Genomic DNA, 15,077 nt, shown 5'->3' with positions numbered 1-15,077 from the left:
CGTTAGGATCCGGCCCCGAAACACGCAGCACTGAAAAGACCGTTTCAGGCATGAAAAGGCCGATCGACTGGGAAGACATCCGCCTGTTCCTGGCCGTGGCCCGCGGCGAGGGGCTGAGTGCCGCGGCCCGCCAGGCGGGGTCGAGCCCGGCCACGCTGGGGCGCCGGATGACGGCGCTGGAGCGAAGCCTGGGCCAGCGCCTGTTCCTGCGCGAGCGGCTGGGCTATCGCCTGACCGAGGCGGGGCGCCAGTTCCTGGTCCAGGCCGAGGAGATGGAGGCCGCCGCCACCGGTATCGAGCGCTGGCGCGACGGCCTGTCGCCCCGCCGCACCGTGCGGATCTCGGCCGGGACCTGGACCTCCTGGTTCCTGGCCCGGCACATCGACGCGCTGTGGTCGCCCGGCGAGCCGTGGACAATCGACTTCGTCGCCGCCAACGCCCGGCTCGACATCGCCCGCGGCCAGGCCGATATCGGCGTGCGCAACCGGCGGCCCGAGGAGCCCTGGCTGGCCGGGCGGCGGACCGGCGACGTCGCCTTCGCCGTCTACAGCCGGCGCGGCGCCGCGCCGGAGGAGCGCTGGATCGGCGTGACCGGGGACGGCGCCGTCACACCCTCGGCCCGCTGGGTGGCGGAGCGGCACGCCGCTGCGATCGTCGCCCGCGGCAACGATCCGCGGCTGATCCTGGACCTGCTGCGCCGCGGCGTCGGCCGGGCGGTGCTGCCCTGCTTCGTCGGCGACGCCGATCCCGAGCTGGAGCGGCTGCAGGAGGTCGAGGAGCTGCGCCACCAGCAATGGCTGGTGCTGCACCAGGATGAGCGCCGCCACCCCGCGGTGCGCGCCGTGATCGAGCGCATCGTCCGCCTGATGCGGGAGAACCGGGCGCTGTTCCGCGGCGAGGGCGACGGGATGCCTTCTGTCGGTACTGGAGCGGGTGGCGAGGCCAGGGCCGCCCCCTCACCCGAAATCGCTGACGCGATTTCGACCTCTCCCCAAGGAGAGGTGTAGAGGCGACGGCTCATATTCCCCTCGCCTCGGGGAGAGGGGGCCCGTCGCGTCAGCGACGGGAGGGTGAGGGGGAAGGCGGCCCAGCCAATTGTCTAAGCACCCGCCGTCAGCCCCATGCCGTTACCGGACAGGAGGCCGTCGACCCAGCCATTGGCTATGCGCACGGCGTCTTCCGGCGTGAACACGGTCGGATCGAGGCAGAGCTCGAGCCACAGCCCGTCGAGCATGGCGGTGAAGGCCAGCGCCGCAAGCGGCGCGTCGATCCGGCGCGACCGGGCTTCGGCCGCAGCGGCGATCAGCCCTTCGAGCCGCCGGCGATACGCGGCGTAGACGTCGCGGTGGATCTGCCGGATCGCCTCGTCGCGGCGCACCAGCGCCCAGAAGGACAGCCAGATCGACAGCAAGTCGGGGTCCAGCACCGGCGGCCGGAAGCTGGCATCGATGAAGGCGCGCAGCCGCGCTTCGGGCGTCGCTTCCGCTGCGGCCAGCGCGACAGCCAGGGTCTCTGCGACATGGCTGCCGATGAATCGATAGGTCTCGGCGATCAGGGTGTCGATGCCGCCGAAATAATGGCGCACCAGCCCGGGAGAGACGCCGGCGCGGGCGCAGACCTCGCGCACCGAGGTGGCGGCATGGCCGCGTTCGGCCAGGCATCGGGCGGTGGCTTCGATCAGCGCCCGGCGTCGCACCGCCGGCAATTCGCGCGTGAACTTCGCGCGCGGCCCTGGCTTATCCTCGGGCACGTGATCGGGTGGGGCGGAGCGGGGCTCGGCCACGCAAGGTGACGGCCCGGGGTCGCCCCCGGGCCGCGTCCGACATCACAGGAGCTGGACGGCTTCCGCCATTGGGCCCTTCTGGCCCATGCGGACCGTCAGGCGGACCCGCTGCTCGCTGTTCAGGCCCGGCAGGCCGGCCTTTTGCAGGGCGCGCGAGGCGACGTAGACGTCCTTGCCGCCATCGTCCGGGGTGACGAAGCCGAAGCCCTTCTCGGCGTTGAAGAACTTCACCGTGCCTTCGACCTCGGTCGCCGGGCCGCTGAAGCCGCCGCCACCGAAGCCGCCGCCGCCGCCGAAGCCGCCGCGGTCGCCGCCGCCGAAGCGGCTCGGGCGAAAGCCGCCGCCGGCCGGCGGGGTGCCGAGCTCCTCGACACGATGGATCACCGCGACCTGCGGGCCCTTCTGACCTTCCGCGATGTCGCAGACGATCTTCGTGCCCTCATACATCTCGCGATGTCCGGACTGTTCCACGACCGAGGCGTGCAGGAACGCGTCCGGCGAACCGTCCGTCACCTGGACGAAGCCGAAGCCCTTCGTCGGGTTGAACCACTTGACCACAGCCGTCACGTCACGGCGATATTCGCCGCCTCCGACGCGCGGCGGATGACGTCGGTTCATCATTGAACTGAAACTCCAAGAGAAAGTGCTGCACCAGGACCAAGGGTGCGGCTTCCGCGAGCGGAAACCAGGATCTGTCCGCTCGCGACCGGCGGTACGCCGGCGCTGGACGGTCTGAACGTTTTTGTCGAGACGACCATTCGTTACCCGAGACAACCAGACCGCGCGTGAAGACCACCCGCGGGTGACGATCGTCTCTCTACCCCTCAGCCGAGCCTACAGAAGACACCCGCAGGAACTATAACCCCAGGCCGCGCGCCTTGACCATAGGCGTCGCACCGCAGCGAGAGAGAATCTTTCGCAGGCCAGAAGACTCGTTCAGCGGGATGAGTTTATTGTGGCAGCCGCACCGGGGCGCCGGTCTTCACCGATTCCCAGGCGGCGTCGGCGAGCAGCAGGGCGCGCCGGCCGTCCTCGCCGCCGGCCCGGGGCGCCCGGGCCCCGAGCACGGCGTCGATGAAGTCGTCGAGCTCACGGCGATAGGCCTCGGCGTAACGCTCCAGGAAGAAATGCAGCGGCTTGTCCCGCACCACCCCCTCGGCGCCGGCATATTCCATCGTGGTCGCGGTGCGGTTCTCGGCCCGCAGCATGCCGAGCGAGCCGAAGGCCTCGACCCGCTGGTCGTAGCCATAGGCAGCGCGGCGGCTGTTCGAGATCTGGGCGATGGCGCCGCCGGCGGTCTTCAGCGTCACCACTGCGGTGTCGACGTCGCCCTCGGCGCCGATCGCCGGGTCGACCAGGTTGCTCGCCGTAGCGTAGAGCTCCACCGGCTCCTCGCCCAGAAGCCAGCGAGCCATGTCGAAATCGTGGATCATCATGTCCCGGAACAGCCCGCCGGAGACGCGGATGTAGCTGGCCGGCGGCGGCCCGGGGTCGCGGCTGGTGATCGCCACCAGCTCGACCTTGCCGATGCGGCCTTCGGCGATGCCGGCATGGACCGCCTCGAAGCTGGGGTCGAAGCGCCGGTTGAAGCCGAGCGCCAGCGGCACCCCGGCCTGGGCGACGATGTCGAGGCAGCCCTCGACCCGGGCGCTGTCGAGGTCGATCGGCTTCTCGCAGAAGATCGCCTTGCCGGCCTTGGCCGCGGCCTCGATCAGGTCGGCATGGGTGTCGGTCGAGCTCGCGATCACCACCGCGTCCGCACCGTCCAGCGCCGCCAGGCCATCGCCGACCGCAGCACCGTGCTGCTTCGCCAGCGCCTCGGCGGATTCGCGGTGGACGTCGACCACAGTGACGAGCTGGGTGCGCGCGTTGCGGGCGATGTTGTCGGCATGGATCTTCCCGATCCGTCCGGCGCCGAACTGGCAGATCTTGAGCATGCTTCTCCCTTTCGCGGTGCGCCGGGCCGCGGGGCCCGGCTGTGGCCCTTTCGTCGCGCCGGAATCATCGGCCCGGCGGCGGCCGGTCGCGACAGAAAAATCAGAATTCCGAGGTTGCAGTCAAATGGAATATTTGTTCTATTTGATGCAATCACGCCTTGGGGAGGACCAGCCATGACCCGCCATCTGACCGGCCACCGCGGCGGCTTCGGCCCGGGGCTGACGCAGATCACCCGCTTCGATGAGCCCGAGGACGACACCGGCATCGCGGTCGCCGTGCTGAAGCTGGCGCCGGGCGAAAGCCACGAGGTCGAGACGACGAACGAGACCGCCTGGCTGCTGATGTCCGGCACCGCCGAGGTGACGATCGACAATCGGTCGGTGCGCTTCTCCCGCCGCTCGCTGTTCGACGAGTCGGCCAGCGCCGTGCATGTCGCGGCCGGCGCCCGGGTGCGGCTCGCGGCCGAGGACGAGGCCGAGTTCACGGTCTACGAGACGAAGAACACCAAGCCTTTCCCCTCGCGCGTGTTCCTGCCCGAGGACGTGCCGAACGAGCATCGCGGTAAGGGCCAGGTCGACGACGCCTGCTACCGTTACGTCCGCACCATCTTCGACCTGCGCAACAGCGACCCGAATGCCGAGCTGGTGCTGGGCGAGGTCGTCACCTTCCCCGGCCGCTGGTCGAGCTATCCGCCGCACCACCACCCCCAGCCGGAGATCTACCACTACCGCTTCACAGATCCGCGCGGCTACGGCCATGCCGAGCTGGGCGAGACCGTGCTGAAGGTGCGGGCATACGACACCATCAAGATCTTCGACGGCTTCGACCACGCGCAATGCGCCGCGCCCGGCTACGGCATGTATTACGCATGGGTGATCCGCCACCTGCCGGGCAACCCCTACACCGTGCCGGACTTCACCGAGGAGCACCGCTGGACCATGGATGCGAAGGCCGAGTTCTGGCGCCCGGAGGGAGTGTCGCGCCATGGCTGATCCCGTCCTGGATGTGATCTGCATCGGCCGCTCCTCGGTCGACCTCTATGGCGAGCAGGTCGGCGGCCGGCTGGAGGACATGGCCTCCTTCGCCAAATATGTCGGCGGCTGCCCGACCAACATCTCGGTCGGCGCGGCCCGGCTGGGCCTGCGCTCCGCCCTGCTCACCCGGGTCGGGGACGAGCATATGGGCCGCTTCATCCGCGAGCAGCTGGCGGCGGAAGGGGTGGACACCAGCCACGTCATCACCGATCCGCAGCGGCTGACCGCCCTCGTCATCCTCGGCATCCGGGACCGCCACACCTTCCCGCTGATCTTCTACCGCGAGAACTGCGCCGACATGGCGCTATCCGAAGACGACGTCGACGAGGCCTTTATCGCCTCGGCCCGCGCCGTGGTCGTGACCGGCACCCATTTCTCCACCCCCTCGGTCGCGGCGATGAGCCGGAAGGCGATGCGGTTGGCCCATGCCCATGGCCGCAGGGTGGTGCTGGACATCGATTACCGCCCGGTCCTGTGGAACCTGACCGGCCATGGCCTCGGCGAGGAGCGCTTCGTCGAGAGCTCAGCCGTCAGCACCCATCTGCAGGCGATCCTGCCGGAGTGCGACCTGATCGTCGGCACCGAGGAGGAGATCCATATCGCCGGCGGCGCCACCGACACGCTGGCGGCGCTGCGCCGGATCCGCGAGCTCAGCGCCGCCACCCTCGTGGTCAAGCGCGGGCCGATGGGCTGCGTCGTCTTCCCGGGCGCGATCCCGGACGACATCGAGCAGGGGGTGAAGGGCCCGGGCTTCCCGGTCGAGGTCTACAACGTGCTCGGCGCCGGCGACGGCTTCATGGCCGGCTTCCTGCGCGGCTGGCTGCGCGACGAGCCGGTCGAGGCCGCCTGCCGCTACGCCAATGCCTGTGGCGCCTTCGCCGTGTCGCGGCACGGCTGCGCCCCCTCCTACCCCAGCTGGACCGAGCTGTCGCAGTTCCTGGCACGGGGCAGCGCTCATCACCGGCTGCGCGAGGACCCGGCGCTGAACCAGGTGCATTGGGCGACGACCCGGATCCGCGACTGGCCCGAGGTCCATGCCCTGGCCTTCGACCACCGCTCCCAGTTCGAGGAGATGGCGGCGCGCCACGGCGCCGATGCGGAGAAGATCGGCGCCTTCAAGCTGCTGGCCTGGCAGGCAGCGAAGCAGGCCCATGGCGGGCCTGGCTTCGGCGTGCTGATCGACGGCCGGCTGGGCAGCGAGGCGCTGTTCGCCGCCGCCGGCAGCGGCGCCTGGATCGGACGGCCGATCGAGCTGCCGGGGTCACGCCCCCTGCGCTTTGAGGGCGGGCCCGATGTCGGCGTCACCCTGCGCGAGTGGCCGCTGGAGCATGTGGTGAAGTGCCTGGTGCAGTACCACCCGGACGACCCGCCGGAGATCCGGGACGAGCAGGACCGGCAGCTGCTGGCCCTGTTCGACGCCAGCCGCGCGACCCGGCATGAGCTGCTGGTCGAGGTGATCCCGCCGAAGTCCATGCCGGCCGACGACCGCACCGTGGCCCGGGCGCTGGACCATCTCTACGGCATCGGCATCCATCCGGACTGGTGGAAGCTGCAGCCGCCGCCCTCCGAGGCCGCCTGGGCGGCGATCCAGGAGGTGATCGCGCGGCGCGACCCGCATTGCCGCGGCGTGCTGCTGCTGGGCCTGGAGGCGCCGGAGGAGGAGCTGACCGAGGCCTTCGCCACGGCCGCGCGCCAGCCCTGGTGCCGCGGCTTCGCGGTCGGCCGCACCATCTTCGGCCGTGCGGCCGAGGACTGGATCGCCGGCCGTATCGATGACGACGAAGCGGTGAGACGGATGGCCGCCAGCTATGGCAGCCTGATCACCGCCTGGCAGAATGCCCGCGCCGCGGCTCAAGCCGCGGCTTGAAGGAGCGATAGGGATGGGAACCGTGCGTTTGACCGTGGCGCAGGCCCTGGTGCGCCACCTCGCCGCGCAATGGATCGAGGAGGAGGACGGAAGCCGCGAGCGCCTGTTCGCCGGCGTCTGGGCGATCTTCGGCCACGGCAACGTCGCCGGCATGGGCGAGGCCCTCTACGCCCACCGCGAGGAGCTGCCGACGCTGCGCGCCCATAACGAGCAGGCGATGGCCCTGGCCGCGATCGCCTATGCCAAGGCGAAGTTCCGCCGCCGCATGATGGCCTGCACCACCTCGATCGGCCCCGGCGCCACCAACCTGGTGACCGCCGCCGCGCTGGCCCATGTCGACCGGCTGCCGGTGCTGCTGCTGCCAGGCGACGTCTACGCCACCCGCCGGCCCGACCCGGTGCTGCAGCAGATCGAGGATTTCGGCGACGGCACGGCCAGCGCCAATGACTGCTTCCGCCCGGTGTCGCGCTATTTCGACCGGATCACCCGGCCGGAGCAGATCCTGACCGCCCTGCCCCGCGCCCTCTCCGTGCTGACCGACCCGGCCGATTGCGGGCCGGTGACGCTGGCCCTGTGCCAGGACGTGCAGGCCGAGGCCTATGACTACCCGGCCTGGTTCTTCGCGGAGCAGGTGCACCGCATCCGCCGCCCCGGCCCGGACGAGGCCGAGCTGGCCCGCGCCGTCGCGGCGCTGCAGAAGGCCGAGCGGCCGCTGGTGATCGCCGGCGGCGGCGTGCTCTATTCCGACGCGGCGAAGGCCCTGGCCGGCTTCGCCGAGCGCCACGGCCTGCCGGTCGCCGAGACCCAGGCCGGCAAGGGCAGCCTGGCCTGGAATCACCCGAACAATACCGGCTCGATCGGCGTCACCGGCTCGAGCGCCGCCAATGCGCTGGCTGCGGACGCCGATGTGGTGCTGGCGGTCGGCACAAGGTTGCAGGATTTCACCACCGGCTCCCGCGCCCTGTTCCGGGCGCCGGGGCGGACGCTGATCCAGCTCAACGCCGCCGTCTTCGACGCCGGCAAGCACGGCGCCCTGCCGCTGGTCGCCGACGCCCGCCGGGGCCTTGACGCGCTGTCACAGGCGCTGGGGTCCTGGACCGCGCCGAAGGCCCAGTCCGACCGGACCCGCAGCCTGATCGCGGAGTGGAACGGCGCGGTCGACCGCGCCACCGCGGCCAGCAACGCGCCCCTGCCCTCCGACGCCCAGGTGCTGGGCGCGGTCAACCGCGCGGCCGGGCGCGGCGCCATCGTGGTCTGCGCCGCCGGCGGCCTGCCGGGCGAGCTGCACAAGCTGTGGCGCACCGATGCGCCGGGCGGCTACCACCTGGAATACGGCTATTCCTGCATGGGCTACGAGATTGCCGGCGGCCTCGGGGTCAAGCTGGCCCGGCCGGATCGCGAGGTCTACGTCCTGGTCGGCGACGGCAGCTACATGATGATGAACTCCGAGATCGCGACCGCGGTGCAGCAGGGCGTCAAGCTGACCGTCGTCGTGCTCGACAACCGCGGCTTCGGCTGCATCAACCGGCTGCAGAACGCAACCGGCGGCGCCTCCTTCAACAACCTGTTCCGCGACATCGAGGGCGCGCAGCCGATCGACTTCGCCGCCCACGCCGCCAGCATGGGCGCGGCGTCGGAGAAGGTGGCCGGCATCGCCGAGCTGGAAGCGGCGCTGCTGCGCGCCAAGGCGACCGACCAGACCAGCGTCATTGTCATCGACACCGACCCGGTGACGACGACAGAGGCCGGCGGCGCCTGGTGGGACGTGGCCGTGCCCGAGGTCTCCGACCGCGACCAGGTGCGCCGGGCCCGCGCCGGTTACGAGGAGCAGCTGGCCGGGCACCCCGTCACCGGGCGTGATGCCTGATCCACAACCACCCGCCACCCGAGCCCACGAGACCGCCGCGATGACCGTCACCCTCGGCACCAACCCGATCGCCTGGAGCAACGACGACCTGCCGGAGCTGGGCGGCGAGACGCCGCTCGAGACCTGCCTGTTCGAGGCGCGCGAGGCCGGCTTCACCGGCATCGAGCTGGGCAACAAGTTCCCGCGCCAGGCCGAGGTGCTGCGGCCGATCCTGGAGGCGCACGGCCTCAGGCTGATCTCCGGCTGGTACAGCGCCAACCTGATTGACCGAACGGTCGATCAGGAAATCGAGGCGATGGAGCCGCACCTGGCCCTCCTCGCCGCGCTCGGCTGCAAGGTCATGGTGTTCTGCGACACCTCGGGCGCGGTGCATGGCGACCGCGGCACGCCGCTGTCGCAGCGCCCGACCCTGCCGGAGGATTCCTGGCCGGAGTTCGGCCGCAAGCTGACCGCGATCGGCGACCACATGGCGAAGCGCGGCGTGCGGCTGGCCTATCACCACCACATGGGCACGCTGGTGCAGAGCGAGGCCGAGGTCGACCTCCTGATGCAGCACACCGGGCTGTCGGTCGGCCTGCTGCTCGATTCCGGGCACATGACGGTGGCGGGCGGCGATCCCGCGGCGCTGGCCAAGCGCTATGCCAGCCGGATCAACCACGTCCACGCCAAGGATGTGCGCCGCGACGTGCTGCAGAAGGTGCGCGACGAGGATTGGAGCTTCCTCGACGGCGTGATCGGCGGCCTCTTCACCGTGCCGGGCGACGGCATGATAGACTTCCCGCGGATCTTCGACGCGCTGCCCAAGAGCTACAGCGGCTGGATGGTGGTCGAGGCCGAGCAGGACCCGGCCAAGGCGCATCCCCTCACCTATGCCCGGCTGGGCTACCGAAACCTGTGGAAGTTCGCGACCGGCGCCGGCTTCGAGGTGAAGACCTGAGGCGTGAGCATACTGCCAATGAAGATTTCCCCATCCGGGCGAGGTGGGTGGTGTCATAGTGACACATCGATTCACTCGCCCCGGATGGTGAAATGTCGGCCTTTTCTTCCTTCTTCGCCTTCTTTGCACGGATCTTCCTGGCCGTGCTGTTCGTCGCCTCCGGCTGGGAGAAGGTGATCGGCTTCGAGGGCGCCGTCCAATATACCGCGACGGCCAGCACCCTGCCGGCCCCTCAGATCGTCACGGCCCTGACCCTCGTGGTCGAGTTGGCCGGCGGCATCCTCCTGATCCTCGGCTTGTTCTCGCGCGTCGCCGCCTTCGTTCTGGCCGGCTTCACCTTGCTGACCATCCCCTTCGTCCACCATTTCTGGACCATGACGGATGCCGAGGCGATGGCGAACCAGATCCATGCGATAAAGAATCTCGCCATCGCCGGCGGGCTCCTGATGGTCACCGCCTTCGGCCCTGGCGCCTGGGCGATCGGGCCCGGCCGGCGCTGACCGTCACCGCCCGGCACCTCTGAAACGGCGGGCTCCAGGCCCGCCGTTTTTTCGTCCGGCTCAGCGGTTCTTGAACGCCGGCGGCCGCTTCTCGACGAAGGCGGCCATGCCTTCCTTGCGGTCCTCGGTGGCGAAGGTGGCGTGGAACAGCCGCCGCTCGAACAGGATGCCTTCGGCCAGCGGCGTTTCGTCGGCACGGTGCACCGCCTCCTTCGCCATCATCGTCACCGGCAGCGAGTAGCCGGCGATGGTCTCCGCCGCCTTCAGCGCCTCGGCCAGAAGATCGGCGGCCGGCACCACGCGGGCGACGAGGCCCGAGCGCTCCGCCTCCGCCGCGTCCATCATTCGGCCGGTCAGCACCAGGTCCATCGCCTTCGACCGGCCGATCAGCTTGGTCAGGCGCTGGGTGCCGCCGGAACCCGGGATGGTGCCCAGCTTGATCTCGGGCTGGCCGAACCGCGCCGTGTCCGCGGCGATGATGAAGTCGCACATCATCGCGATCTCGCAGCCGCCGCCGAGGGCGTAGCCGGCGACCGCGGCGATGATCGGCTTGCGCACCCGGGTGATGCAGGTCCAGTTCTCGATCAGGTTGCCCCGGTAGGCGGCGATGAAGTCCTTCGACGCCATCTCCTTGATGTCGGCGCCGGCGGCGAAGGCCTTCTCCGAGCCGGTCAGGACGATGGCGCCGACGGCGTCATCAGCGTCGAAGGCCGCGAGGGCCTGTCCGAGGTCCCTGAAGACCGCGTCATTCAGGGCGTTCAGCGCCTGCGGCCGGTTCAGGGTGATCAGGCCGACCCGGCCCCGGGTCTCGACCAGGATGGTCTCGTAGCTCGCGGTCATGAAACGCTCCTCCGCATCGGGTCTTCGATTGATCGAACGCCCGGTCAGCGCTGGCAGACCGGGCAGAAGAAGGTGCTGCGGCCGGACTGAACGATGCGCCGGATCGTGCCCCGGCAGCCTTCGGTCCGGCACGGTTCCCCCTCCCGATCGTAGACCGACCAGGAATGCTGGAAATAGCCGAGCTCGCCATTGACCTGGATGTGGTCGCGCAAGCTAGACCCGCCGGCCTCGATGGCGCGGAGCAGCACCGCCTTGATCTCCGGCACCAGCCGCGCCGCCCGCACGCCGGCCACCGAGGCGGCGACCCGGCGCGGCGAGATATGCGCGGCCCATAGTGCCTCGCAGACATAGATGTTGCCGAGCCCGGCGACGACGCGCTGGTCCAGGAGGGCCGCCTTGATCGGCGTGATCTTGCGGGCCAGCGCCTGGTCCAGATAGGCGGCGTCGAACTCCTCCGACAGCGGCTCCGGCCCCAGCGCCTCCAGCGCCTTGTGGGCATGCAGCGCGTTCTGGCTGACCAGGTCCATCATGCCGAAGCGGCGGGTGTCGTTGAAGGTGACGACCGATCCGGATTCGGTCTCGAACACCACATGGTCGTGCGGGCTGACGATGCCCGGCCGCCCCCGGCTGACCATCATCCGGCCGGACATGCCGAGATGGATCAGCAGCACCATGCCGTCGTCGAGATGCAGCAGCAGGTATTTGGCGCGGCGGTCGAGCCGCGTGATTCGGCGGCCGATCAGCCGCTCGGCCATGCGGTCGGGCAAGGGGAAACGCAGGTCGGGGCGGCGCTGTTCGACGCGGGCCAGGCGCTGGCCTTCCAGGACGGGCACCAGGCCGCGGCGGACGGTTTCGACTTCGGGTAGCTCGGGCATGGCCGGCACACTGGCACGACCCGGCGCCGGACGCTATGGTCCCGGCCATGAGCGACGCCCAACGCAATCCCGAGTCCCGCTGGTTCGGCGACACCGAAGTCGATCCGACGGAGAAGACCGAGCGCGTCCACGGCGTCTTCACCAGCGTCGCCCGCCGCTACGACCTGATGAACGACCTGATGAGCGGCGGCGTCCACCGGCTGTGGAAGGCCCAGCTCATCGCGGCGATCCGGCCCCGCCCCGGCGAGGTCCTGCTGGACGTGGCCGGCGGCACCGGCGACATCGCCTTCCGCTTCCTCGACCGCGCCGGCCCGACCGCCCGGGCGATCATCTGCGACCTGACCGAGGGCATGGTCGCGGTCGGCCGCGACCGGGCGATCGACCGCGGCTGGGTCGGCCCGATCCTGCACATGGTCGGCAACGCCGAATCACTGCCGGTCGCCGACCGGTCGGTCGACGTCTACACCATCTCCTTCGGCCTCAGGAACGTGACCCGGATCGACGACGCGCTGCGTGAGGCGCGGCGGGTGCTGAAACCGGGCGGCCGCTTCTTCTGCCTGGAGTTCAGCAAGGTCGTGCTGCCTGGCCTGGACCGCGCCTACGACCTCTATTCCCGCGCCGTGATCCCGGCGATGGGCCGGGTGGTAGCCAAGGACGAGGACAGCTACCGCTACCTGGTCGAGAGCATCCGTCGCTTCCCCGACCAGCCGAGCCTGGCCGAGCGGATCGAGGCGGCGGGGCTGGAACGGGTGCGCTGGACCAACCTGTCCGGCGGCATCGCGGCGATCCATACCGGCTGGCGGATTTGAGTCGTCCGGAAACGACGGAGTCGGCATGCCTGACCGCGAACGAGAAAGCGCTTCGAACGACAGGCCTCACGAAACGGAGCGTCGGCGGATCGAGGAGGAGACCAAGGTCTTGATGGCGTTTTGGAACGAACACGAGGCTCGGTTCGGCACGCCTGCCGACGAGTATTGCGAGATCTGATCGGCCGATACCCCGTGCACGGCGGGAAAGGCTAAACCCGTCATTGCGAGCCCCGAAGGGGCGTGGCAATCCAGCGGCACTGCCCCCTGGATCGCCACGTCGCTTCGCTCCTCGCGATGACGCATTGAGAAAGCCGATTTCACGGCCCCTGTCGCGCATTTCGTCGCAACCGGCGATCGTAGTGCTTGCCGAATCCGGCTGAGGGCCCTAAAGAACATTCATGCGATGTAGTTCGCCCTCCGCCGTCCCTGGGGACCTGTCGTGACGCTGACGCTGCGCGACCGCCGCATCCTGCTGGTCATCGCCGGCGGCATTGCCGCCTACAAGTCGCTGGACCTGATCCGGCGGCTGCGCGAGCGCGGCGCCCGGGTGCGCTGCATTCTGACGAGATCCGCGACCGAATTCGTCACCCCCCTCGCCGTCGCCGCCCTGACCGAGGACAAGGTCTATGGTGAGCTGTTCTCGCTGACCGACGAATCGGAGATGGGCCACATCCGGCTGTCGCGCGACGCCGACCTGCTGGTGGTGGCCCCGGCCACCGCCAATATCCTGGCGCGGATGGCGGCCGGGCTGGCTGACGACCTGGCCACCACCGCTCTCCTCGCCACCGACAAGCCGGTGCTGGTGGCGCCGGCGATGAATGTCCGCATGTGGGACCACCCGGCGACGCGGGACAACCTGGCGCTGCTGCAGCGGCGCGGGGTGCGCACAATCGGGCCGAGCCAGGGCGAGATGGCCTGCGGCGAATACGGCTTCGGCCGGATGGCGGAGCCGCTGGAGATCGTCGCCGCCGTCGAGGCCTATTTCGCCGAGGTCGACCGCTCCGGCACCGGCGGGCCGCTGAAGGGCCGCCACGCCATCGTCACCAGCGGCCCGACCCATGAGCCGATCGACCCGGTGCGCTACATCGCCAACCGCTCCTCCGGCAAGCAGGGCCACGCCATCGCCGCGGCGCTGCATCAGGCCGGGGCGCGGGTGACGCTGGTGACCGGCCCGACCCACGAGCCGCCACCGCCCGGCGTCACCGTGGTACCGATCGAGACGGCGGAGGAGATGATGGCCGCCTGCAGCGCCGCCCTGCCGGCCGATGTCGCGGTCTGCGCCGCGGCGGTGGCCGACTGGCGGGTCGCCGCGCCCTCCGGGCAGAAGATCAAGAAGGGCGCCGGTGGACCTCCGGCTTTGACCCTGGCCGAGAACCCGGACATCCTGGCGACGCTGAGCGCCCCGGGGCCCGACCGGCCGGCGCTGGTAATCGGCTTCGCCGCCGAGACCCAGGACGTGGTGGCGCACGCCCAGGCCAAGCGCACCCGCAAGGGCTGCGACTGGATCCTGGCCAACGACGTGTCGCCGGGGACCCAGGCCTTCGGCGGCGATTCGAACATCCTGCATCTGATCACCGCCGAAGGCGCCGAGACTTGGCCGCGGCTGAGCAAGGCCGATATCGGCACCCGCCTGGCCGGCGCGATCGCCCGCCATTTCGAGAAAGGCTGACCCCGATCCGATGACCGAAGCCGTCTCCATCGCCGTCACCCGCCTGCCGCATGGCTTGGGCCTGCCCCTGCCCGCCGCAGCCACGGCCGATTCGGCCGGGCTGGACCTGCTGGCCGCGGTGGCGGAGCCGGTGACGGTGGCGCCCGGGCGCCGGGTGCTGATCCCGACCGGCATCGCCATCGCCCTGCCGCGCGGCTGGGAGGCGCAGGTGCGCCCGCGCTCCGGCCTCGCCCTCAAGCACGGCATCACCATCGTCAACGCGCCGGGCACGATCGATTCGGACTATCGCGGCGAGATCGGCGTGGTGCTGATCAACCATGGCGACGAGCCCGTCGCCATCACCCGGGGCATGCGGATCGCCCAGATGGTCGTGGCCCGCCACGCGAGCGTCGCCTGGGAGGAACGGCCGAGCCTCGACACCACCGCCCGCGGCACGGGCGGCTACGGGTCCACCGGAACGGGAGCCTGACGGATGTTCCGACTGCCGAAGAAGATGCTGTTCGCGATCGAGGCGGTTCTCGATATCGCCTACAACGCGGTCGACACGCCGGTGCAGAGCGCCGAGATCACCAAGCGCCAGGGGATCCCGCGCCGGTACCTGGAGCAGGTGCTGCAGCAGCTGGTCCGGGTCGACATCCTGACCGGGGTGCGCGGGCCGCGCGGCGGCTATCGCCTGGCGCGCGAGCGTCGGCGCATCACCGTCGGCGAGATCGTGCGCGCCATCCGGGCGCTGGAGACCGCGACCGACGACGAGGAATCGCTGCCGCCGGGCTCCCGCCTGGGCCAGGAGATCGTACGGCCGCTGTGGCACGAGCTGCAGGAGGAGGCGGTGCGCAAGCTTGATTCCCTGACCATCGAGGATCTGGCGAACCAGGCGCGCGACAGGGGCATCCCGCGCGAACGGGCCGCCCCCGTGGACTTCTCGATCTGAGCCGGTCCGAGCGGCTGGCCTTCCCCA

At 70.3% G+C, this 15,077-nt stretch carries 16 protein-coding genes; 11 read left to right on the top strand and 5 right to left on the bottom strand.

The window, feature by feature from the left end; all coding sequences use genetic code 11:
- Positions 1 to 50: 50 nt before the first annotated feature.
- Positions 51 to 1,007, top strand: coding sequence for a LysR family transcriptional regulator (locus KXR53_RS22695; protein ID WP_437377549.1), 957 nt, complete (start codon positions 51 to 53; stop codon positions 1,005 to 1,007).
- Between the two features lie 92 nt (positions 1,008 to 1,099).
- On the opposite strand, the gene betI is transcribed toward KXR53_RS22695, so the two are convergent.
- The 3 genes from betI to iolG form a co-directional block, all read right to left on the bottom strand.
- Entirely contained in the window at positions 1,100 to 1,696 is a 597-nt protein-coding gene (gene betI / locus KXR53_RS22690) for a transcriptional regulator BetI (RefSeq protein ID WP_437377548.1), read from the bottom strand.
- A 129-nt stretch (positions 1,697 to 1,825) separates the two neighbouring features.
- The gene (locus KXR53_RS22685; RefSeq protein ID WP_437377547.1) at positions 1,826 to 2,350 is read right to left on the bottom strand and encodes a cold-shock protein; all 525 of its coding nucleotides are present in this window, start codon (positions 2,348 to 2,350) and stop codon (positions 1,826 to 1,828) included.
- A 383-nt stretch (positions 2,351 to 2,733) separates the two neighbouring features.
- Positions 2,734 to 3,720 carry an inositol 2-dehydrogenase gene (gene iolG / locus KXR53_RS22680; protein ID WP_437377546.1) on the bottom strand — a complete coding sequence of 329 codons (987 nt, stop codon included), beginning with the start codon at positions 3,718 to 3,720 and terminating at the stop codon, positions 2,734 to 2,736.
- Positions 3,721 to 3,894: 174 nt separating this feature from the next.
- Between iolG and KXR53_RS22675 the strand changes: the two genes are divergently transcribed.
- From KXR53_RS22675 to KXR53_RS22655, 5 genes are all read left to right on the top strand, one after another.
- A complete protein-coding gene (locus tag KXR53_RS22675; protein WP_437377545.1) occupies positions 3,895 to 4,713 on the top strand; it encodes a 5-deoxy-glucuronate isomerase in 819 nt (272 codons plus the stop codon).
- Entirely contained in the window at positions 4,706 to 6,622 is a 1,917-nt protein-coding gene (locus KXR53_RS22670; RefSeq protein WP_437377544.1) for a bifunctional 5-dehydro-2-deoxygluconokinase/5-dehydro-2-deoxyphosphogluconate aldolase, read from the top strand. Before KXR53_RS22675 ends, KXR53_RS22670 begins: the two co-directional genes overlap by 8 nt.
- A gap of 13 nt (positions 6,623 to 6,635) precedes the next feature.
- Positions 6,636 to 8,489, top strand: a complete 1,854-nt coding sequence (iolD, locus tag KXR53_RS22665; protein WP_437377543.1) for a 3D-(3,5/4)-trihydroxycyclohexane-1,2-dione acylhydrolase (decyclizing) — start codon at positions 6,636 to 6,638, stop codon at positions 8,487 to 8,489.
- A 40-nt stretch (positions 8,490 to 8,529) separates the two neighbouring features.
- Positions 8,530 to 9,426 carry a myo-inosose-2 dehydratase gene (gene iolE, locus KXR53_RS22660; RefSeq protein WP_437377542.1) on the top strand — a complete coding sequence of 299 codons (897 nt, stop codon included), beginning with the start codon at positions 8,530 to 8,532 and terminating at the stop codon, positions 9,424 to 9,426.
- Positions 9,427 to 9,518: 92 nt separating this feature from the next.
- Positions 9,519 to 9,926, top strand: a complete 408-nt coding sequence (locus KXR53_RS22655) for a DoxX family protein (protein WP_437377541.1) — start codon at positions 9,519 to 9,521, stop codon at positions 9,924 to 9,926.
- A gap of 60 nt (positions 9,927 to 9,986) precedes the next feature.
- Here KXR53_RS22655 and KXR53_RS22650 read toward each other — a convergent pair whose 3' ends face one another.
- Together KXR53_RS22650 and mutM are read right to left on the bottom strand one after the other, a co-directional pair.
- Positions 9,987 to 10,766 carry an enoyl-CoA hydratase gene (locus KXR53_RS22650; RefSeq protein ID WP_437377540.1) on the bottom strand — a complete coding sequence of 260 codons (780 nt, stop codon included), beginning with the start codon at positions 10,764 to 10,766 and terminating at the stop codon, positions 9,987 to 9,989.
- Positions 10,767 to 10,810: 44 nt separating this feature from the next.
- Positions 10,811 to 11,641 carry a bifunctional DNA-formamidopyrimidine glycosylase/DNA-(apurinic or apyrimidinic site) lyase gene (mutM, locus tag KXR53_RS22645; protein WP_437377539.1) on the bottom strand — a complete coding sequence of 277 codons (831 nt, stop codon included), beginning with the start codon at positions 11,639 to 11,641 and terminating at the stop codon, positions 10,811 to 10,813.
- A gap of 47 nt (positions 11,642 to 11,688) precedes the next feature.
- Here mutM and KXR53_RS22640 point away from each other — a divergent pair, with 47 nt between their 5' ends.
- From KXR53_RS22640 to KXR53_RS22620, 5 genes are all read left to right on the top strand, one after another.
- Entirely contained in the window at positions 11,689 to 12,450 is a 762-nt protein-coding gene (locus KXR53_RS22640) for a class I SAM-dependent methyltransferase (RefSeq protein WP_437377538.1), read from the top strand.
- Between the two features lie 25 nt (positions 12,451 to 12,475).
- Positions 12,476 to 12,628 carry a hypothetical protein gene (locus tag KXR53_RS22635; RefSeq protein ID WP_437377537.1) on the top strand — a complete coding sequence of 51 codons (153 nt, stop codon included), beginning with the start codon at positions 12,476 to 12,478 and terminating at the stop codon, positions 12,626 to 12,628.
- 261 nt (positions 12,629 to 12,889) lie between these two features.
- A complete protein-coding gene (gene coaBC, locus KXR53_RS22630) occupies positions 12,890 to 14,119 on the top strand; it encodes a bifunctional phosphopantothenoylcysteine decarboxylase/phosphopantothenate--cysteine ligase CoaBC (RefSeq protein ID WP_437377536.1) in 1,230 nt (409 codons plus the stop codon).
- Between the two features lie 10 nt (positions 14,120 to 14,129).
- The gene (gene dut / locus KXR53_RS22625) at positions 14,130 to 14,588 is read left to right on the top strand and encodes a dUTP diphosphatase (RefSeq protein ID WP_437377535.1); all 459 of its coding nucleotides are present in this window, start codon (positions 14,130 to 14,132) and stop codon (positions 14,586 to 14,588) included.
- Between the two features lie 3 nt (positions 14,589 to 14,591).
- Positions 14,592 to 15,050: an RrF2 family transcriptional regulator gene (locus KXR53_RS22620; RefSeq protein ID WP_437377534.1), complete on the top strand. Its 459-nt coding sequence runs from the start codon at positions 14,592 to 14,594 to the stop codon at positions 15,048 to 15,050.
- Positions 15,051 to 15,077: the final 27 nt, after the last annotated feature.

Source organism: Inquilinus limosus (assembly GCF_051487185.1).
GTDB classification, from domain to species: Bacteria; Pseudomonadota; Alphaproteobacteria; order DSM-16000; family Inquilinaceae; genus Inquilinus; species Inquilinus limosus_F.
Note: the sequence above shows the minus strand (reverse complement) of the source record. Positions and strands in the feature narration are given on the sequence as shown.